The sequence below is a fragment of the Phaeobacter sp. PT47_59 genome, from assembly GCF_028890025.1.
In the GTDB taxonomy this organism is placed as follows: Bacteria; Pseudomonadota; Alphaproteobacteria; order Rhodobacterales; family Rhodobacteraceae; genus Phycobacter.
In genome coordinates, this window is sequence record NZ_JARCJL010000022.1 from 1 (window position 1) to 19,117 (window position 19,117).

The following is a 19,117-nucleotide window of genomic DNA, read 5'->3' on the forward strand; positions in this document are numbered from 1 at the left end:
AGATTGCTCATGTCACCGCTCCGTTTTCGGATCCGTGAATCACGCAGCGCTCGGAAAATCAATGCATCCTGACCCTAATATGGAAAGGCACGGTAAGCGCGAGGACGCCAGCGGCCAGCGTCGCCGGGTGCGAGATGAAGCTCCCCTGGTATTTGGCTCGCTTGACCTCGTAGAAGCTCGCAAGATGCACATGCAGGGAGTCAAGCAATCGGGCCGGTCGGCATGTCTCCATGCGCTCGTTCAATTCCCGACAGGCCTATTGGATGGTGCCAGTCAAAAAGATCAACGGGCGATGCTCGATCACGCCGTCGAGTTCCTCAACGGGTTTCACGGTGGAGATGCGGTTTTTGCCGCACGCCTGGATCGTGATGAGAAGGGCCGACACACAGTCGATGCTTTCCTGCTCCCGCGATACGAATTTCGATACAAAGACGGGCGCACGGCGAGGAAGGCAAGTGTATCGAAGTTCACGAAGGCTGAAGCAGTGCGGCGTTTCGGCAGAGATGATCGGCGCTCGCAAGGATCAGCGCTGCAGGATGCGTTCTACGAGCATCTGCGCGACAGGATGGGCCTTGAAGGTGTCTTGCCTCCAGAGCGCAAGAAGACAACCACTAAAGACAGGCTGGAGCCAGAAGTGCTTGCCCTGCGGAGAGACCGCAAAAGGCTGCAAGATAACGCCAGAAGCCTCCTCAAGGCAGATCAGGCTGCGCGGAGACGCAATGACGCCAAGGCTGCGAAACTCGCCCAAGACCTGAAGGCATTTGCCGTCGAAAGAGCGGAAGCGACACCGGTTCTCATCGAGGCGCAGCGGCTCGCAGGGCGGCAGGGTGATCAGGCAAGGGCAGAGAAGCTGAAGGGGCTGTTGGGCATTCTGAAGCGCCCCAGCGGTGCGCCCTCCAGCCCGAAACTGGCGCGGGCGGCAAAGACGCTACGGATCGTAGACGAAGCATTCAAAGCAGCAGAAGGAGATGAAAGCAGATGAGAGGCAGGAAAATCGACCCGGTGACATATACTGCGGAGATGAAATTAGCATTGGAAGTCATACTGAAGGAGAGAGACCCAAAGAAATCGTCATCGCAAAGAGCAGCGTTGGCGCTCTATCGTGAAATCCGGAAACTCATGCCGAACGCTCGGGCGAAGGAGGTCGGGGCAGAAGCTATCTGGATTGGCCGTGAAGAATACCCGGCACAGGATGAAGAACTGGCTTGGCTCCGGGATCGTGCCATACGAAAGGCAATTTCGGTTCCGCTGGCGATTGATCGAGAGAAGAAGGTGAGCGCCCTGGTCAAATAGACCAAGGCGCAGGAACGATCAGATAACGGTATCTTCTGCGATCGGCTTTCCAAAAGCCATGAATTGCTCAAACGCTTCGGCATGTGCAGTGTTGCCTGGAGGGATCAGAGCGAATTCCGCCGTCAGATCATGTATCACCTGCGCGGCCCGATCACGGTCAACACGATCAAGGTCCTTCCACTTTGGCGAGCTCAGACCTGCCGAAGTGACTACATAGGCTGCCGCCAGCTGCTTACCATCTGTTTCTCGCACCACACGCACCGCTCCTACCGCTCCCTCTCCATCCAGAACGATCTCAACATTTGCAGGGTGACCTGAGATCAGCCCGCAGTCGCCGATTGTGGGAAATCCATGGACCCGAGATTGAAAGATTTTCAGCTTAAAGTCGGCGAGGTCGAGCATCTCTTTCAGTTTCTTCATGTCCGCATATGTGTAGTGCTTTCCAATAGTTGTCTTGGAAGTGTGGCCGATTATCATCTGGCGGTCAGACTCGCTTACCCCGGCGCGCCATAGCGCCGAAGACAAGGACATGCGGAGTGCATAGAAGTCTTCGCTGTGATCCAAAAGTCCAAGGTTTTTACGAACGGTCCAGAATCTTTTTGTGAATGTCTGGTCGGTGTGTTTGGGGTTTCTTTTGAAAATCTCTGGAAACAGAAGATTGCTGGCGTCAGCACCCTTCTTTTTGATCCATTCTACCAACCCGAGCTCAAGCAGGACCTGGGGAATGGGAACCACACGCCGGCTTGGCACGGTTTTGCCGTCTTGCTCTACGGACCATGCAAAGCGCAGGCAAAAAGTTCCATCCTCATGCCAGATCAGATCACCTGCTTTGAGCTGCAGTACCTCGGTAAGGCGTGTACCCATTGTCATGATGATCAAAGGCACCCAGTAGATGGCGTCTCGGATGATCTTTTTCCCGCTGCGCGTACGCCGGGCCGTGCTGAAACATCCTCGATAAATCGGCGACGTTAGCAGTTTCTTCACGCGCACACCGCTCCAACGAGAACGAATTTTCGGGCGCGTCATGCGAAGAAATAGGGGTTCTGATTTTCGCAGTTGCTCATTGTAGGCCTTCATTTCCTGGGCGAGGCTGGCATATGTCAGGGCCTTTGTTTCGCCCGAGTAGCCAAGACCCTTGGCCGCAGCGCGAAGAATGTCATGGATGCGATCCAGGTGGCGCTCCATGTTGGTCTGAGTCATGCGGATTGAGAGCATGTCCGGAAGCTTTGCCAGTTGCTGACGTTCGCTGGTATCTGGGATTGCGCGAACCCTTGCATAACACTCAGCGTCGTGTGCATCCGCCTCAGCGATCAAATCGCGTTTTAGCGGGGTTTCGCCTTCTTGCTTGTGGCGGTTTTTCCCGTGCTTTTGACCGTGATCTCGCGGCAGTCGATGTAGAAAGCGGCAGAATTCCACGACACGCCGAGGCACCTGCTCCAGGGAAATATTCCCGAAAAACTCCAGCAATAGCCTGCCGGTCGCATCCAATTTACGGCACATCTCTTCAGTCTTTCCTTGCTTCGCAATCTCCATGGCTTTGGCAATCGACACGAACGGCGGAATTTGCCCACCCTGCGGAACAATATGGAAGCGCTCAAAGAGCGTGCCCGCTACAGACAACGGATCCTCAAATTCTTCCAACACAGTGAGCTCTGCTTTCCAGGCTGCTTTCAGGGTTGTCGCAAACTGCCTTGCCGCTCCAGCATCCATTGGATTCGCAGGTTTTTCTCCAATCCGGACTGCGACTTCTTTTGCCAGTCGCATGGGCTGCGAAAAGTCTCTGCCCTTCAGCTCCGTCTGGAGCAAGTCCAGTTCAGAACCCAAATGCGAGATTCGCGCCTCGGCATCGAAGGCGGGGTTGGACAGGTTGCCAAGCAACTGTTCGAAATGGCTTCGAACAATCTCACGCGAAATGGCGTGGACGGCTTCAGGCATAGCGGGCGTAGTGGGTTCAACGAAAATCTTTCTATCTCCTTCCTCGGGCACCGGATCGCGGGTCTCCGATGCAAGTGTTGGAAGGACGTGAGTCTCGTTGTGTTCAGACGGAAACGAGTTTGAATGCTGGTTTGATAGCTTCGCAGGCTTCCTCAAAGGGCTGCTGTCGACGTTCGCAACCGGGCTCTCGCGCAAAAGCAACGCGATGGCCACAGCCTCAACTCGAAGCTGATCTACTGATTTTATTGAGTTTTTCATGGAAAGTGGCTGGGGTGGTAGGATTCGAACCTACGATACACGGTACCAAAAACCGCTGCCTTACCACTTGGCTACACCCCATCGGTGAACGGCCTTCTAAAGCGAGTTCGAAAGCGGCGCAAGGGGTTTTTGAAAAAATCTGGACAGGTTTTTTCGCCTTGCACCGTCCTCCGGTTTCGAAAGGGTTAATTCATTGAGATCTCTGAGATTTGCAGCAGTACCGCACCGCTGCGAGCGCCGCCTTCCACCGCCTTGTGGGCCGCGGCGGCTTGATCCATCGGGAACACCTTTTCGATCGGAACAGACAGGGCACCCTCCTCCAGGGCGCGGGTGAGACGCGCCACTGTGGCCTGCCGTTGCGGCGCGGTCAGGAGGTAAATCAGGGCCATCTCAAGCGTCACGGCCTTGAACATCAGCGGGTAGAAGGGCAGCACCGGTTGCATGGCCTTCGCGGACCCATAGGCGGTGATCCGGCCATTGGGGGCGATGACGGTGGTATCGACCTCTGCATTGACGCCGAACTCCACCTCGACGATCAGATCGACCGGCTGCCCCTGGTTTGCCGCCAGGATCTGCTCGGCAAGATCCGAAGCCGCATAGTCAAGCACCACATCGGCGCCTGCGGCAAGGACACGATCCATCGCGGCAGGGGCGCAGGTGGCGATCACCCGTGCCCCACCCCATTTGGCCAGTTGCACCGCAAGAAACCCCACCGTTCCAGCACCGCCCTGAACGAGGACCGTCTTTCCCGCCACCTCGCCGCCGGAGAACACCGTATGACAGGCGGTCAGCCCCGGTATGCCAAGGACAGCGCCGGTTTCCAGGCTGACACCCTCAGGCAGCGGGACGGCCTGTTCCTGCGGCAGGCAGATCTCGGTTGCTGCGGTGCCAAAGGCGCGCTGCCATTGCCCGTTCCAGATCCACACACGCTCGCCGATCCGCGCCGGATCCACACCCTCGCCCACCTCGCGGATCACCCCGGCGCCATCGCTATGCGGAACAATCGCGGGGAAGGGCAGCTCCGTCACCCCTGCCCGCGCCCCTGCACGCGCCTTCACATCCGACGGGTTTACCCCGGAAAAGGCAAGCTCGACCCGCACCTCTCCGGGGGCGAGGCTGGGGGACGCCAGCGCTTCCAGTGACAGGACATCCTCTGCGGTTCCAAAGGCGCGATATACGACAGCTTTCATGGGGGCGCTCCCTCTTCTCTCTTTGCCTCAGCCCACATCGGGGCAACGCGCACAGAGAACGCCAAAGCAACGCCTGGGTGCAAGATGTTTCGCGCCCCGGCTTATGAACCACAGACTGCCAAAGCCGCGGTTAGTCGGGTACTCCAGCCCGTTTCAACGCATCCGCCCATTCTTCGCCCACTCGGCCGACAGCGCCCGGGTATTCGGAGCGGTATTTGGACAGGCTGAAGGCGGGGGCCACGGCGAGCAGATCCTGAACCGTCTCGCGCGCTTCGGCACCGCGCCCGGACATTTCGAGGGCAATCGCCTTGGCCCGCAGGCTGGTTGGATAGCTGGCGTTGGCCTGCAGCGACCGATCAGCCAGTTCGATGGCCCGGCCGTAATTGCGCGCAGTCAGGTTGGCAATCGCGGATTCTGCATCGAAGTAATAGCGTTGCGGACCGAGCGGAGACAGGCGGCGGGCGGCATCGGTCAGCTTGACCGCCTCTTCCGGTCGGTCCTGATAGGCCCGCGTGGCCCCTTTGAGCAGCACCGCCAATGCCTCGTTCGGGTTGTCCTTCAGGGCCAGGTCGTATTCGTTTTGCGCCAGATCGAAGTGGAACAACAAGTGGCTGGAAATCACCCCCTTCAACGTATGGGCAAGGGAGAAGGCCGGATCGGCGTCCAGTGCCGAGGCTGCCAACTGGCTTGCCAGATGGGTATCCAGCTGCCGGTCGGTCGACAGGCCTTTCTGCACCCTCAGCACATGCCAGAACCCCATCCAGGTCAACGCCAGCGGATGGCGGGGTTCCCGCCCCAGAAGCACGTTCAGGATCTCGCGCGCCTTTTCAAAGGATGCCGGATTCATGTCCTGCATCAGGGAGATCGCCGCCATGAGAAGTGTATGCCCCTCCAGGCTTGCCAAGGGTCGGAAACCCGCGAGGCGCACCGCCTCCCCCACCAGGGTCTGGCCGATCTGACGCGTCGCATCGCGCAGCGCCTCGCTCTGGCCGGTCATCAGATCCGCCAGAGGCCCTTCGAAACTCCGGGACCAGATCACCTTTTCGCGCACCGCATCGTGCAATTCGATGTCCGCGATCATCTTTTGACCGCGCACATGAACGACACCGGACACCAGGTATTTCACCCCCGCCACCGATGACACTTCGGAGGGACGAATGCGGATCGGATCAAACTGCCGAGACGCCAGATAGGAGGTCACCGTGAAGGCCTGGCTGCGCGCCAGGCACCGGGACAATTCCTCCGACAACAAGGATCCCAGCGGCGAGGTATCCTCGCCCGGGGTGTGTTGCACAAAGGGGAGCACCGCGATCGGCGGCAGAAGATCGTCATGCAGCACTCGGCCCTGCGGCGCCTTGGCGCCCTCGTAGTGGTCGGTCTGCTTGGCTTCGAAATCGGCCCGCATCTGCGCCAGCCAGTTTTCAAAGCGGGTTTCGTGGGGCAGTTCGAACCCTTCCATGAATTCCGCGTTGGCTTCCGGTTCGATGAACTGAACCCGCGAGAGATCCAGGGTCACGCGTTCGCGGTTGGCCGTAATGGCCTTGGCCGCCTCGGGCCCCAAATGTCGCTTCAATGTGGAGAGCGCCGTGCGCAGGCTGGCTTTTGCCTGTTCAGGTTGAGCCAATCCCCACAGGGTGTGTTCGAGAAAGGCGCGCGTCCTGATGCCGGACCCCGAGGTGGACAATAAGGCAAGAAGCGCCTGGTGCTTGGCCCCCAAGGGGACACTGCTCCCATCGGCACGAAACACACCAAACGCGCCGAACTGATTTAACCTGATCGAAATACTCATAATTTCACCCAATCAACCGTGATCGTAAGGTCAAATTACAGCAATTTTACGCAAAGATGTAGTAAAAACGTATATTTTCAAAAAATGAAAACAATTAATGGATTGATTAACTCCTTAAGCTGATGGTTTTGCAATCAAAGATTGAGCAAAATGCAGGGCAGCGCCAAGCCGAACAGCCTGACCTCCCCCTGAAGTCTAAATATGATCCTTAAATGGCGCCAGGAACACCACGGAGCGACATAATCTTCCAAAACTATAAATTAAGTTCTGCCAAAAAGTCAGAGCGGAACAAACCTGTAACTGTCACCGCTGCGCTCGACCTGTCCCAAGCCCCCGTCGGGCAGATGATAGCCGATAACGCGCGTCTGTTCCTGTGCCAGTTGGTCAAGAAGCCTCACCCGTGTGGCCGCAGCGACCTGCGGATCGTGGTCTGTCCCCACATGCCAAGACGGTTCGGCAAAGCTCACGTGATGATTGCCGATGGCATCGCCCAACACCATCACGCTCTCGCTGCCCGAACGGAGCTCGAAGGACATATGCCCCGGCGTATGACCGAAGGTCGCCCGCGCCGCAACGCCGGGCAGAATTTCCTCACCATCCTTGAAACGGGTGATCTGATCTTCCAGGATCTCCATCCGGCGATATGCGCCAGCGGCCATCGTCGCGCGTTCATCCCCGATGGAATCGATCAGACCGGCATCGAACCAGTAATCCCACTCCTGCTGTCCAATCATATGTTCGGCATTGGCAAACAGCGGGTCGTCGAAATCATCCAAGACGCCCCACAGATGGTCCGGATGACCATGGGTGAAGACGACATGTGTCACATCCTCGGGAGAGAGACCTGCCGCATCCAGCGCCGCAGGCAGTTCCCCGGCACTGTCCTGGAAGGCCGCCCCGGATCCTGCATCAAACAGCACCACATGATCCTCACTGCGCAGCAGGGTCACGTTGAGCGGTGGCTCCAATGGATCCTTGGTCAGCCCGTGGCGGGTCAGGATCGGTGCCAGTTGTTCCTCGCTCAGATCCGGGAACAGAAACCCCTTGGGCAGAAGCAGATTGCCATCCGACAGGGTCTGAACGGTCATCGAGCCAATGGTCAAAGGACCGGTTCCGGCAGAAACGGCAGTCCCCAGTCCGGGGTAGATCCCTGCCAGCGCAGCACCGGCACCGGCTTGTTTCAGAAAGTCCCGCCGTTTCATGATCATACCGCTCCCGCATGTTGTGGCCTTGGCGAATGTCGCGGTCCTAAGACTATCCAGCTCAGGGCATTACATTCACTTCCCTGAATTTATATAGGCCCAGGGCAGACCGTGTAAAGTAAAACCGAAACTGCCTGGCCTGCATTGCTCGCCGCAAAAAGAAAACCGGCGCGCCAGACCGCACCGGTTTCCCTGTCTTCGTCTGTTTTCCGCGATTTACTGGCGGGCCAGCTCTTTCCATTTGCCGTTTTCGACGATGGAGATCACGATATCATCCGCGCCACGGTGATCATCCGCCGCATAGGTGATATTGGTGTCGGTCAGGTCGTCAAAATAGGTCAGGCTCTCCATCCCCTTGATGAAGCTTTCGTGGGTCAGATCCCGGCCTGCCGCCTCTGCCGCGCGAATGAGCGTGTCGGCCGCAGAATAGCCCAGCATCGCAAAACCACCGGCGGGCTGGCCGAACTTCTCTTCATAGGCCTTGATGAAGGCGGCCGGCACCGGTTCATCGGCGCGGGCGACCAGGCTGACCCAGCCGGAGGCTGCATAAAGACCATCGGTCACGCCACCCGGGACCGCTGCAACCACGTCAAGGAAGCCTGCGGAGGTGTTCAGGAACTTCACGTCGGTCCAGCCAAGCTTCTTGGCAGTGCCGACGACGGTGATGCCCTGACGCACACCCAGCGCCATGGTGACGACGTCACAGCCAGCCGACTTCAGCTTGGTGAGCGAGCCGACGAAATCCAGCTCGTCCGGCTTGTGCGAGGTTTCAGCCGCATAAGACAGGCCAAGGCTTTCCGTGATATCCTTGGTGCTTTCCTGGATTTCCTTGCCGAAATCCGAAGGAATGTACATCGCGCAGACTTCCTTGGCGTCGAACTCGCCTGCGAGGTATTTCACCCCCACCTGCACCTGATCATAATAGCTGGAAAAGCCAATGAATTTGTTATCCATCGGATCTTGCAGCATCTGGCGCGCCGCCGAAAGCGGACCGAGGTTCGGGATGCCCTTGGGATCCATCAGCTTGAAGCCGGCCACATTCATCGGCGTGCCCAGCGACAGCAGCATGGCAAAGGCCTTGTCGCGGTTCAAAAGCTTGTTGTAGCCCTGCATCGCGCGCGGGATCTGGTAGCCGTTGTCCTCGACCACGAACTTGATCTGGCGCCCGTGCACGCCGCCGGCGGCGTTGAGTTCATCAAAGCGCATGTTGGCGCCATTGACCGCCGGCACACCAACCGCGGCAAAGATCCCGCTAAGATCGTTGACCGAACCGATGACGATTTCCGTGTCGGAAACCCCTTGCGTTTCGGCCTGTGCGGCGGTTGCGCCCGCAAGCGCCATCGCGGTCACTTTGAGCGCGGATGTCAGTTTCTTCATTTTCGCTTCCTCCCTGGATATGCGTTCGGCGTCCTTTTGCATGCGCGCCGTCAGTACATGTCGTCGATAAGTGCCTTGTGCTTCTTCTCCACGAAACTGCGCTTCAGCTTCATCGTTGCGGTCAGCTCGTCGTCCTCAGCGGTGAGCAAAACGTTGATCAGGCGGAAATCCTTGATCTGTTCGACCCGCGCGAACTCCTTGTTGACCGCTTCGACCTCTGCCCCGATCAACTGCACCACCTCCTCCGCGGCACAGAGCGATGCAAAGTCGCTGAAAGGTATCTTGCGGTCCTGCGCGAATTTCTCAACATTTTCCTGATCGATCATGATCAGACAGGTGAGATATTTGCGCGCATCGCCGATCACCACCGCATCCGAGATATAGTGGCTGAACTTCAACCGGCTTTCGATCTCGGCCGGGGTGATGTTCTTGCCGCCTGCGGTGATGATGATGTCCTTGATCCGGCCGGTGATGGTCAGGTTGCCCCGGTCATCCAGCCGCCCGACGTCGCCGGTGCGCAGCCAGCCATCCTCGGTAAAGGTCTCGGCGGTCTTTTCGTTGTTGCGCCAGTAGCCCTGGAAGTTGTTCAGGCCCATGGTCTGGATCTCGCCATCCTCGGCAATGCGCAGCTTGACGCCGGGAACAGCCGGCCCAACGGTCCCTGGCGCATTGGAGACGAATGTATTGGTCGTGGACAGGCCCGCGTTTTCCGTCATGCCGTAGCCTTCGATCAGTGGCACACCGATGGACCAGTACCAGGTCAGCAGCTCCGGCGAGATCGGCGCCGCCCCGGTGCCGCCCCGGCGCATCCGGTCCATGCCAAGCATCCGGCGCAGATTGCGCAGCACCAGAAAATCCCAGATCGCATAATTGGCCGCCACGCCTGAGGGCACGGGCTTGCCATGCATCACATATTCGGCCCGTTTTCGCCCGGCCTGAACCGCCTTGTGGAAGGCCAGCCGCCCGATGGGGGTCGCCTCCTGCGCAAGGACCAGAACGCGGGAATAGACCTTTTCCCACACCCGCGGCACCGCAAAGAAGGTCGCAGGCGACACCTCCTGCATGTTGTCGAACACGGTTTCCGGGCTTTCGGCGAAATTCACCGTGCTGGTCGCGGCCAGCGGGAAATAGACCGACACGTTGCGCTCCAGAATATGGCACAGCGGCAGGAAGCAGAGCTGTTCGTCATTGCCGGTGAATTCCAGCGCCCGCGCGCCCGCCTCGACCGAGGCCAAGACATTCTCGTTGCTCAGCATCGCCCCCTTGGGCATGCCAGTGGTGCCCGAGGTGTAGATCAACAGCGCCGTATCCTCGGGCCGCGTCTTGGCGATCTCTGCCTCGTAGACGCCCGGGTGGCGGACCTCATAGGCCTTGCCCAGCTCATAGAGATCCTCGATGAACAGGCATTGATCGTGGTTGAGATCGTGCAGGCCTTCACGTTCGTAGATGATGACCTTCGACAGCCCCGGCACCTGATCTGCGATCTCCAGATACTTGTCCAGCTGCTCGTCGTTTTCGACGAACAGGAAGCGACTGTCGCTGTCATTGATCAGATAGGCCAGCTGTGAAGACGAGTCTGTGGTGTAGACACCGGAGGCAATGCCCCCGACCCCCTGCACGCCCATGTCGGAATAGAGCCATTCACGCCGGTCTTCGCTGAGGATCGACACCACCTCGCCGCGCTTGAGGCCCAGCGACATCAGGCCAAGGCCGATCCATTTGGCATGGTCCCAGTAGTCCTGCCAGGAATAGGCCTTCCAGATGCCCATGTCCTTTTCGCGGTGAGCGGTGCGCTGTCCCTGCGCCTCGCAGCGCTGCTGGAACAGTTTGGTGATGGTATCGCAGCCATCCACGACGACCGGGCGCTGTCCCGGTTCGGCATTGAAGGAGACACCGTTGATGACGACCTGCGGGTGTGTGGTCTGTCCAAGGTTTTGCATGTTCATCCCTTCCCCCTTTATCGCCAGGTCTTCTTGCGTTTCCAGCGCTTCTCGCCGCGCTGACCTTCTTCCTGGTGGCCCAGGTAGAAGGACTGGATATCCTCGGACTGCATCAGCCGGTCGGCGGTGCCGTCCATCACGATGCGGCCGATCTCCATCACATAGCCGACATCGGCCAGGTCCAGCGCGATGCGGGCGTTCTGTTCCACCAGCATCATGGTCACATGTTCTTCCGCATTGAGCCTGCGCAGGATGGCAAAGATCTCCTGCACCAGGAGCGGCGACAGACCCAGGCTCGGCTCATCCAGCAGCATGATCTTGGGCCGCAGCATCAATCCGCGCCCGATCGCCAGCATCTGCTGCTGGCCACCCGACAGCGTGCCCGCCTCCTGATCGCGCCGTTCCGCCAAGATCGGGAAATAGTCGAACACCATTTCCCGGTCGCGTTCGATCTCGGCTTTGTCCGAGCGCGTGTAGGCGCCAAGGCTGAGATTCTCGTTCACCGTCAATAGCGGGAAGACCTCGCGCCCTTCGGGCACATGCACGATGCCGCGGCTGACGATCTTATGCGGCTCTTCGCCCTGAATGGGCGTACCGCCGAACAGCACCTCACCCTTTTCCGGGTCCATGATGCCCGAGATCGTCTTCAGCAGCGTGGATTTCCCGGCGCCATTGGCGCCCAGAACGGTGACGATCTGCCCCTTGTCCACCTTCAGCGACACGCCCCGGATCGCCATGATCGGCCCGTAGAAGCTCTCGAGGTTCTTGATTTCCAGCAAAGGCTCTCCCATCAGACCGCCCCCGCACCAAGATAGGCCTCGATCACGGCCGGGTTGGATTGCACCTCTGCCGGGGTGCCCTCGGCCAGTTTCGCGCCATCGGCCAGGGCCAGAACCCGGTCGGACACGCCCGACACCAGCCCCATGTCATGTTCGACCATCAATACCGTGATCCCCATCTGTTTGCGGATATCATCGATCCACCAGCGCATGTCCTGCGTTTCCTCCACCGAAAGACCCGATGCGGGTTCGTCCAGCAGCAAAAGCCGCGGCCCCGAGGCCAGCGCCCGTCCCAACTCCACAACCTTGCGCACCCCGTAAGGCAGGCCCGCGATCATCTTGTTGCGGTAGGGCTGCAGATCGAGGAAATCGATCACCTCTTCAACCGCCTCGCGGTGGCGGTGCTCCTCGGCGCGCACGCGGGGCGCAAAGAACAGCTCTTCGATCAGCGTGGACTTGCGATGGCGGTGGCGCCCCACCAGAAGGTTCTGCAAGACAGTGGCATGTTCGAACAGTTCGATGTTCTGGAAGGTGCGCGCGATGCCGAGATCGGCAACCTCGTCCGGCGCACGGTCCAGAAGGTTCTGCCCGTCGAAGGTGAACTGCCCCGCGAAAGGTTCGTAAAAGCGCGATATCAGGTTGAAGACGGTGGATTTACCGGCCCCGTTCGGCCCGACGATGGCATAGACCTCGCCCTCTTCGACCGAGAAGGACAGATCGTTCACGGCCACCACCCCGCCGAATTTCAGCGTGGCATTCTTGATTTCCAGAAGGCTCATCTCAACCGCTCCGTCTTCAGGTAGGATTTCTGGCGGCGGAACATGTCCTTGCGCGCGAATGGGAACAGCTCGAACCAGATGCGGATCTTCAGCCAGCGGCCATAGATGCCCATGGGTTCGAACAGGATGAACAGGATCAGGATCATCCCGAAGACGCCCGTTTCCAGACCCGGAATGGCAACGCCGCCGCCGATCAGACCATCCTTCAGGATCGACAGGCCCTGCGGCAGGAAGGCCACCACGACCGCGCCAAAGAAGGCACCATGGATGGAGCCCAGCCCGCCAATCACGATCATCATCAACAGGGTGATGGAGATCACGATCGAGAAGGTCTCGTTGTTGAAGGTGCCCGCATAGTAGCCCATCAAGGCCCCGGCCCAGCCGGTGATCATGCAGGAAAGGCCAAAGGCGGTTGCCTTGGTGCGAGCGATGTGAACGCCCATGGCGGTGGCCGAGACCTCACTGTCGCGCACCGCCGCAAAGGCACGGCCCAGGGGCGAGCGCAACAGGTTGCGGTAGAACAGCGTGCAGATGATGGTGACGACCAGAACCAGGTAGTAGAAGCGTGTCGGCATGGTCCAGCGCTCGATCTCCAACCCGAAGACGGTGATCATTTCCGGGAACTTGCCAGAGACACCGCCGGTCCAGGGCTCCAGCAGCACGATGATGTCATCGGCCAGGATCGACAGGGCGATAGTCGCAATCGCCAGGTAGATCCCATGCAGCCGCAGCGCCGGAATGGCGATGATGGCACCGACGACGCCGGTGATGATCCCCGCCAGCGGGAAGGCCACGATAAAGGGCAGCCCCTGCTCGATCAGGATCGTGTTGGTGTAGCAGCCGATGGCGAGAAAGGCCGCATGGCCGAGGCTGGCCTGGCCGGTCTGACCGGTCAGCAGCATCAGACCCAGCCCGGCGATGGCCCAGATCAAGACGTTGGTGACCTCACCGATATAGAACTCGTTGATCAGGTAAGGCAGGGCAAAGGCCAGCAGAATCAGCGCGCCATAAACGCAGGCCGTCCACAGATCGGGAAACAGGCGGATATCCTGTTCGTAGGTGGTTTTGAAATGAATACGCATGCGATCAGACCTTCTTCACTCGGACCTGGCTGAACAGCCCGTGCGGGCGGAACACCAGCACCGCGAGGAGCAGCGCATAGGGCGCGATCTGCGAGTAGCCGGCCGCAAGGTAGCGCGCCGCGAAGGGTTCGATCACACCAACGATGAGACCACCTGCAAGCGCGCCCGGAAGCGAGCCGAAGCCACCGATGACCGCCGCCGCAAAGGCCTTGATGCCCAACAGACCCGCATTCGGATCAATGGCGCCCTTGGAGGCAAACAGGATCCCGGCCACAGCCGCCGTGGCCCCGGCCAGGCCCCAGATCAACCCCTGCACCCGGCGCACCGGAATACCCATGAAATAGGCCGCCATCTGGTTCTGGCTGGCCGCCTGCATCGCCAGCCCCAGCTTGGTGCGCTGGAAGAACTGGTAGAGCGACCATGTGAGCAGGAAGGTCACCACGATCACGGCCACGTCGGCCATGCCCAGCACCACGCCGCCCAGCTGCACATCCCCCAGTGCCAAGGGGCTTTCGAGCGTCTGCGGCTCATGCCCCCAGATCAGCCCGGCGACGAAGCGCAACACAAAGCCCAGCGCGATGGTCAGGATGACCACTGCGGTCTGACTCTGCCCGAACAGGTGCCGCAGGATGAAGAAATCCAGCAGGTATCCCAGAACCGCCATGATCGTGATCGCCAGCGGCGCCGCGATCCAGAACGGCAGATCCAAATACTCTGCATTGGTGAGGCCAAGGGTCACAAAGGCCCCCAGCATCATGAAATCGCCCTGAGCGAAATTGACCGCCTCTGTGGCCTTGTAGATCAGCACGAAGCCGAGCGCGATCAGGCCGTAGACACAGCCATTCGCAAGCCCGCTGACCAGGAGCTGCAATACTTCCAAAATTTCCTCCCCCCGCCCGGAATGGACGGTTTCTGACCCGAACATTGCCGGGCGAATGCGCCTATTTTACTGGGTTTGCGCGGTGCCTCCTCAAGCGGCGCAACCCTCTGGCGTCCAAAACAGACTACTGAGTATGTTTTTCCTCTGTCAATTGGTAAGACCCAGCGTCAGAATGGCAAAAAGCGGCTGTTTTTTGAGCAAGTGCCGTCCTAATGTGCGCCCCCCGATTTTTGCCGGTGTGGGGCCGTCACAGGGGACGGACAGCAGGCTCGGCCAGCCGCTTTGACACGAGTGAAACAACAACAGGCCTTGCAACATGCTAGAGCAAATCAGCGCCTCAAAAAGCGAAATCCTGGATGCGGCAGCCCTTTGTTTCATGACACTGGGGGCCGATGCGGCCTCGATCGATGATATCGCGGCCAGCCTGGGATCGACCAAGGGACGGATATATCACCATTTTCCCTCGAAGGGCGCATTGCTGGCGGCGGTTCAGCTCCGGGCAGCACGGTTTACCTATGAGGCCGTGCATAAGGTCATCGACGATTCCCTCGCCCCCGAAATCTGCCTGCGGCGCATGGCGCGGGCGCATGTGCTGGAGGTGCTGCGCTCCCTGCCCTACCACAAGGTGATTCTCCAGACTTTCACCGGCGCCCGCGGCAAGACCCCGTCGAAAGCAGCCGAACAGGGGCTGCTGGCCCAGGTGCGTGCCGAACAGCGGCAGTATACCGAATTGTTCGCGACGCAGGTCTCGCGCGGCATGGCAGCGGGCACCTTTGCCGATCGCACCCTGCGGATCACGGTTGCGGGGCTGATGCTGACGCTGAACTCACCGGTCTTCTGGTATCAACCGGGGCGGGGCAACGAGGAGAGCTTTCGCAACACCGTGGCGGATGATCTGGCCGATATGGCCCTTGCCAGCCTGCGCGCCTGAAAGCCATCCCCTAGCCTTCGCAGATGCCCCTCAGCGCGGAACAGAATCGCGCTGCCGCCGCCGAAAGCTGATGTTCGCTCCGGATACACAGCCCCACGGGGCCAAGGGTGCTGTCGGTATTGAGCGGCAAAAGCGCCAGGACCCCCTCTTCCAGATCGGCGCGCACAACCCCGTGGCTGATGATCCAGATCGCCTGATGGCACAGCGTGAAGCGGCGCCCGAAGGTGGCCGAGACCGTCTCGATCGGAAAACGTGGCACCGTCAGCCCCTGCTCCAGGAACATGCGCTCCACCAGGGGGCGGATGATCGATCCTTCCGAAGGCATCAGCACCGGATAGCTGTCAAAGGCCTCTGCGGGCAGCGGCCCTGCCCCGGCAAGCGGGTGATCCCGCGCCACCACCGCCACCACGCGTTCCCGGAACAGGGGATCGAAATCCAGCCCCACCATGTGATCCGGCGCGGGCAGCCGCCCCACCACCACATCCAGATTGCCCCGCCTGAGCTGATCCAGCAGGTAGCGGTTGTCACCCGACACCACCGAAAAGCGGCTGTGGCTGCCCTCGGCGCGCAGCTGTGCCAGCGCATCCGGCACCACCGTGGCAGACACGGTTGGCAGCGCCCCGATGGCGACCCGTGGCCCCTCGGCCGCGTCCAACCCCTGCAACATCGCCACCCCGTCGCGCGCCAGCGCCAGGCTGCGCCCGGCATGATCGCGAAACATCTCCCCATAGGCCGAGAGGCGAATGCCGCGCCCGTGCCGCTCCACCAGCGGTTTGCCCACCACGCCCTCCAACTCGCGCAGGGTGCGGGTCACCGCAGGCTGGGTCATGCCCAGCGCCTCGGCGGCCTGGGTGACGCTTTCCTGCCGGGCCACCTCGACGAAAACCTCAAGGTGGCGCAGCTTCAGCTGGGCAGATAAACGCATATCATATCCGGTATGAAAATATCCAACTCATGGCATTATACAGACCTATTTTGATATGTGATAGTATCTGTAGATCAAACGAGGAGGACGGGATGAGCGAGAGCCGCTTTGACCAAGGCATGAGCGTGCGCCGATCCGTGCTGGGCGATGCCCATGTGGACCGCGCCGAAGCCGCCAAGACCGAGCTGGACGAGGCCTTTCAGACCCTGATCACCGAAGGCGCCTGGGGCACTGTCTGGGCCTCCGACGGGATCAGCCGCCGCGAACGGTCGATGCTGACGCTGGCGCTTCTGGCGGCAATGGGTAATTTCGAGGAAATCCCGATGCACATCCGCGCCACCGCCCGCACCGGCGCCAGCCGCCAGGATGTGATCGAAGCCTTTCAGCATGTGGCGATCTATGCGGGCGTGCCCCGCGCCAACCATGCGCTGAAACTGGCGAAACAAACCTACGCCGAGATGGATGCCGAAGCCGCATCCCAAGCGACCAAGGCCTGAGGAGGAAAACCACCATGACCAAACCCAATCAGAACATGGCGGAATACTACCAGCGCGACCGCCGCTGGCACCCGCCCGCCTACGCCAAGGATTACAAGACCTCGGTGGCGCGCTCGCCCAAGTTCTCGCTGATCAGCCTGGAGAACACGCCGAGCGAGATCACCGGCCCGCGCTTTGGTCACAATGACCTTGCCCCCACCGACAACGATCTGATCTCGAACTACGCCCAGCCCGGCGAAAGCCCGATTGGCGAGCGCATCATCGTGCATGGCCGGGTGCTGGATGAAAACGCCCGCCCGGTGCCCAATACGCTGGTGGAGATCTGGCAGGCCAACGCAGGTGGGCGCTACCGCCACAAGAAGGATACCTATCTGGCGCCGATCGACCCCAACTTCGGCGGCTGCGGCCGGACCATCACGGATGAAAACGGCTACTACTACTTCCGCACCGTGAAACCGGGTGCCTATCCCTGGCGCAACTGGGTCAACGACTGGCGCCCGGCGCATATCCACGTCTCGGTCTTTGGCTCCGCCTTTGCCCAGCGCCTGATCACCCAGCTCTATTTCGAGGGCGATCCGCTGATCAAGAGCTGCCCGATCGTCTCGACCATCCCGGACCCCGACGCCATCGAGCAGCTGATCGCGCGCCTTGATATGAACGCGACCATTCCGCTGGATACCATTGCCTATAAGTTCGACATCGTGCTGCGCGGCCGCCGCTCGACCCTGTTCGAAAACCGCCTGGAGGGGAACTGATGCCACAACAGCTTGATTACCTGAAGGAAACCCCTTCGCAAACCGCTGGTCCCTACGTCCATATCGGCCTGGCACCGGGTGCCGCCGGTTTCCAGATCTACGATCAGGAACTGGGTCAGGACATCGCGGGCCCCAACGCCGCAGGTGAGCGGATCCGGGTCGAAGGTCTTGTCATCGACGGCATCGGATCGCCGGTGAAGGACGTGCTGCTGGAGGCCTGGCAGGCCAATTCCGCCGGGGTCTACGCGCATCCCGAACATGGCGGTGAGGTCGAGGAAGGCTTTCGCGGCTGGGGCCGTGTGATCACCGATTTCGAAACCGGGGAATGGGCGTTCGAGACCGTGAAGCCCGGCCCGGTGATGGGCCGCAACGGCCAGATGATGGCGCCGCATATCAACCTCTGGATCGTTGCGCGCGGCATCAACATCGGCCTCAACACCCGTCTTTATTTCGAAGATGAAGCCGAGGCCAATGCCTCTGACCCGATCATCAACGTGATCGAATGGGAGAAACGTCGCGAAACTTTGATCGCCAAGCGCAGCGAACGGGATGGTCAGACGGTTTATCGTTTTGACATTTGCCTGCAAGGTGAAGATGAAACCGTATTCTTCGACATCTGAGGAGCAACAGCGTTGAGCAAACCCTGCATCATCTGCGTGGCGATCACCGGCTCGGTGCCGCGCAAGGAACACAACCCGGCGGTGCCGATCACCATCGAAGAGCAGATCGAAAGCACCCAGGAGGCCTTCGAGGCGGGCGCGACGATTGCCCATTGCCACGTGCGCAATGACGATCAGACGCCGACCTCGGACCCGGAAAAGTTTGGCCGCCTCCTGGAAGGTCTGAACAAGCATTGCCCCGGCATGATCGTGCAGCTGTCGACCGGCGGCCGCTCCGGCGCCGGCAAGGAGCGCGGTGGCATGCTGTCCCTGCGCCCCGATATGGCGTCGCTCTCGGTGGGGTCGAACAACTTCCCCACCCGCGTCTACGAGAACCCGCCGGATCTGGTCGATTGGCTCGCCTCGGAAATGCGCAGCTATGAGGTGAAGCCCGAGATCGAGGCCTTCGACCTCAGCCATATTCACCAGGCGGTGAAGATGAGCCGTGAAGGTGCCATTCCCGGCAAGCTCTATGTGCAATTCGTCATGGGCGTGAAGAACGCGATGCCGGTGGACAAGGAGACCTTCGATTTCTACGTCCAGACGGTGAAGCGCCTTGCCCCCGATGCCGAATGGTGCGGTGCAGGGATCGGACCGGGTCAGATCGTGCTCAATGAATGGGCCATTGCTGCAGGCGGTCACACCCGCACCGGACTTGAGGACAACCTGCGCCTGGACCGCAACACCAAGGCGCCGTCGAACGCGGCGCTGGTCAAACGCGCGGTCGAGCTCTGCGAGAAATACGAGCGTCCCGTCGCCACATGGCAGCAGGCGCGTGAGATCCTGGACCTGCGCCCGGCCTGATTGGCCTGACTGGCCTGGTTGAGTTCACTGGCCATACTGGCC

The 19,117-nt window shown here is 60.2% G+C and carries 18 protein-coding genes and 1 tRNA gene; 7 read left to right on the forward strand and 12 right to left on the reverse strand.

Going from position 1 to position 19,117, the window contains the following annotated elements:
• On the forward strand, positions 1 to 982 hold a 982-nt coding region (locus PXK01_RS16885), incomplete at its 5' end, for a hypothetical protein (RefSeq protein WP_274861000.1).
• The gene (locus PXK01_RS16890) at positions 979 to 1,293 is read left to right on the forward strand and encodes a hypothetical protein (RefSeq protein WP_274861001.1); all 315 of its coding nucleotides are present in this window, start codon (positions 979 to 981) and stop codon (positions 1,291 to 1,293) included. The genes PXK01_RS16885 and PXK01_RS16890, both read left to right, overlap by 4 nt.
• 18 nt (positions 1,294 to 1,311) lie before the next feature.
• On the opposite strand, the gene PXK01_RS16895 is transcribed toward PXK01_RS16890, so the two are convergent.
• The 11 genes from PXK01_RS16895 to PXK01_RS16945 form a co-directional block, all read right to left on the reverse strand.
• On the reverse strand, positions 1,312 to 3,486 hold the full coding sequence (locus PXK01_RS16895; RefSeq protein ID WP_274861003.1) for a tyrosine-type recombinase/integrase: 2,175 nt from the start codon (positions 3,484 to 3,486) through the stop codon (positions 1,312 to 1,314).
• 6 nt (positions 3,487 to 3,492) lie between these two features.
• Positions 3,493 to 3,567: transfer RNA gene (locus PXK01_RS16900), tRNA-Gln, on the reverse strand.
• 104 nt (positions 3,568 to 3,671) lie between these two features.
• Positions 3,672 to 4,676 (reverse strand): NADPH:quinone reductase, encoded by a 1,005-nt coding sequence (locus tag PXK01_RS16905; protein WP_274861005.1) that lies wholly within the window; start codon positions 4,674 to 4,676, stop codon positions 3,672 to 3,674.
• A gap of 130 nt (positions 4,677 to 4,806) precedes the next feature.
• Complete coding sequence (locus tag PXK01_RS16910) at positions 4,807 to 6,465, reverse strand: transcriptional regulator (protein WP_274849661.1); 1,659 nt, start codon at positions 6,463 to 6,465, stop codon at positions 4,807 to 4,809.
• Positions 6,466 to 6,743: 278 nt separating this feature from the next.
• Positions 6,744 to 7,673 carry an MBL fold metallo-hydrolase gene (locus PXK01_RS16915; protein ID WP_274849660.1) on the reverse strand — a complete coding sequence of 310 codons (930 nt, stop codon included), beginning with the start codon at positions 7,671 to 7,673 and terminating at the stop codon, positions 6,744 to 6,746.
• A gap of 210 nt (positions 7,674 to 7,883) precedes the next feature.
• Positions 7,884 to 9,044, reverse strand: a complete 1,161-nt coding sequence (locus PXK01_RS16920) for an ABC transporter substrate-binding protein (protein WP_274849659.1) — start codon at positions 9,042 to 9,044, stop codon at positions 7,884 to 7,886.
• Positions 9,045 to 9,094: 50 nt separating this feature from the next.
• Entirely contained in the window at positions 9,095 to 10,990 is a 1,896-nt protein-coding gene (locus PXK01_RS16925) for an AMP-dependent synthetase/ligase (RefSeq protein ID WP_446728462.1), read from the reverse strand.
• Positions 10,991 to 11,001: 11 nt separating this feature from the next.
• A complete protein-coding gene (locus PXK01_RS16930; RefSeq protein WP_274849657.1) occupies positions 11,002 to 11,775 on the reverse strand; it encodes an ABC transporter ATP-binding protein in 774 nt (257 codons plus the stop codon).
• Positions 11,775 to 12,542 (reverse strand): ABC transporter ATP-binding protein, encoded by a 768-nt coding sequence (locus PXK01_RS16935; protein WP_274849656.1) that lies wholly within the window; start codon positions 12,540 to 12,542, stop codon positions 11,775 to 11,777. The genes PXK01_RS16930 and PXK01_RS16935 overlap by 1 nt, the downstream gene beginning before the upstream one ends.
• Entirely contained in the window at positions 12,539 to 13,624 is a 1,086-nt protein-coding gene (locus tag PXK01_RS16940) for a branched-chain amino acid ABC transporter permease (protein ID WP_274849655.1), read from the reverse strand. Before PXK01_RS16940 ends, PXK01_RS16935 begins: the two co-directional genes overlap by 4 nt.
• Positions 13,625 to 13,628: 4 nt before the next feature.
• The gene (locus PXK01_RS16945; RefSeq protein ID WP_274861007.1) at positions 13,629 to 14,504 is read right to left on the reverse strand and encodes a branched-chain amino acid ABC transporter permease; all 876 of its coding nucleotides are present in this window, start codon (positions 14,502 to 14,504) and stop codon (positions 13,629 to 13,631) included.
• Positions 14,505 to 14,820: 316 nt separating this feature from the next.
• Here PXK01_RS16945 and PXK01_RS16950 point away from each other — a divergent pair, with 316 nt between their 5' ends.
• Positions 14,821 to 15,435 carry a TetR/AcrR family transcriptional regulator gene (locus PXK01_RS16950; RefSeq protein WP_274861008.1) on the forward strand — a complete coding sequence of 205 codons (615 nt, stop codon included), beginning with the start codon at positions 14,821 to 14,823 and terminating at the stop codon, positions 15,433 to 15,435.
• A 10-nt stretch (positions 15,436 to 15,445) separates the two neighbouring features.
• Here PXK01_RS16950 and pcaQ read toward each other — a convergent pair whose 3' ends face one another.
• Complete coding sequence (pcaQ, locus tag PXK01_RS16955) at positions 15,446 to 16,360, reverse strand: pca operon transcription factor PcaQ (RefSeq protein WP_274861009.1); 915 nt, start codon at positions 16,358 to 16,360, stop codon at positions 15,446 to 15,448.
• Positions 16,361 to 16,452: 92 nt separating this feature from the next.
• Between pcaQ and pcaC the strand changes: the two genes are divergently transcribed.
• Genes pcaC through PXK01_RS16975 form a run of 4 tightly spaced genes read left to right on the forward strand, consistent with a single transcriptional unit; the run spans position 16,453 to position 19,075 of the window.
• Positions 16,453 to 16,857 (forward strand): 4-carboxymuconolactone decarboxylase, encoded by a 405-nt coding sequence (gene pcaC / locus PXK01_RS16960; RefSeq protein WP_274849651.1) that lies wholly within the window; start codon positions 16,453 to 16,455, stop codon positions 16,855 to 16,857.
• A gap of 14 nt (positions 16,858 to 16,871) precedes the next feature.
• Positions 16,872 to 17,612, forward strand: coding sequence for a protocatechuate 3,4-dioxygenase subunit beta (gene pcaH / locus PXK01_RS16965; protein WP_274861010.1), 741 nt, complete (start codon positions 16,872 to 16,874; stop codon positions 17,610 to 17,612).
• A complete protein-coding gene (gene pcaG, locus PXK01_RS16970; protein ID WP_274849649.1) occupies positions 17,612 to 18,232 on the forward strand; it encodes a protocatechuate 3,4-dioxygenase subunit alpha in 621 nt (206 codons plus the stop codon). Before pcaH ends, pcaG begins: the two co-directional genes overlap by 1 nt.
• Positions 18,233 to 18,244: 12 nt before the next feature.
• Positions 18,245 to 19,075, forward strand: a complete 831-nt coding sequence (locus PXK01_RS16975; protein WP_274861011.1) for a 3-keto-5-aminohexanoate cleavage protein — start codon at positions 18,245 to 18,247, stop codon at positions 19,073 to 19,075.
• Positions 19,076 to 19,117 lie beyond the last annotated feature (42 nt).

Bases quoted from the DNA above. Each gene is read 5' to 3' on its own strand.
- PXK01_RS16925 (WP_446728462.1), bottom strand. From the start codon at position 10,990: ATGAACATGCAAAACCTTGGACAGACCACACACCCGCAGGTCGTCATC.
- pcaG (WP_274849649.1), top strand. From the start codon at position 17,612: ATGCCACAACAGCTTGATTACCTGAAGGAAACCCCTTCGCAAACCGCT.
- PXK01_RS16890 (WP_274861001.1), top strand. From the start codon at position 979: ATGAGAGGCAGGAAAATCGACCCGGTGACATATACTGCGGAGATGAAA.
- PXK01_RS16915 (WP_274849660.1), bottom strand. From the start codon at position 7,673: ATGATCATGAAACGGCGGGACTTTCTGAAACAAGCCGGTGCCGGTGCT.
- PXK01_RS16905 (WP_274861005.1), bottom strand. From the start codon at position 4,676: ATGAAAGCTGTCGTATATCGCGCCTTTGGAACCGCAGAGGATGTCCTG.
- PXK01_RS16920 (WP_274849659.1), bottom strand. From the start codon at position 9,044: ATGAAGAAACTGACATCCGCGCTCAAAGTGACCGCGATGGCGCTTGCG.
- PXK01_RS16930 (WP_274849657.1), bottom strand. From the start codon at position 11,775: ATGGGAGAGCCTTTGCTGGAAATCAAGAACCTCGAGAGCTTCTACGGG.
- PXK01_RS16950 (WP_274861008.1), top strand. From the start codon at position 14,821: ATGCTAGAGCAAATCAGCGCCTCAAAAAGCGAAATCCTGGATGCGGCA.
- pcaC (WP_274849651.1), top strand. From the start codon at position 16,453: ATGAGCGAGAGCCGCTTTGACCAAGGCATGAGCGTGCGCCGATCCGTG.
- PXK01_RS16935 (WP_274849656.1), bottom strand. From the start codon at position 12,542: ATGAGCCTTCTGGAAATCAAGAATGCCACGCTGAAATTCGGCGGGGTG.
- PXK01_RS16940 (WP_274849655.1), bottom strand. From the start codon at position 13,624: ATGCGTATTCATTTCAAAACCACCTACGAACAGGATATCCGCCTGTTT.
- pcaQ (WP_274861009.1), bottom strand. From the start codon at position 16,360: ATGCGTTTATCTGCCCAGCTGAAGCTGCGCCACCTTGAGGTTTTCGTC.
- pcaH (WP_274861010.1), top strand. From the start codon at position 16,872: ATGACCAAACCCAATCAGAACATGGCGGAATACTACCAGCGCGACCGC.
- PXK01_RS16895 (WP_274861003.1), bottom strand. From the start codon at position 3,486: ATGAAAAACTCAATAAAATCAGTAGATCAGCTTCGAGTTGAGGCTGTG.
- PXK01_RS16910 (WP_274849661.1), bottom strand. From the start codon at position 6,465: ATGAGTATTTCGATCAGGTTAAATCAGTTCGGCGCGTTTGGTGTGTTT.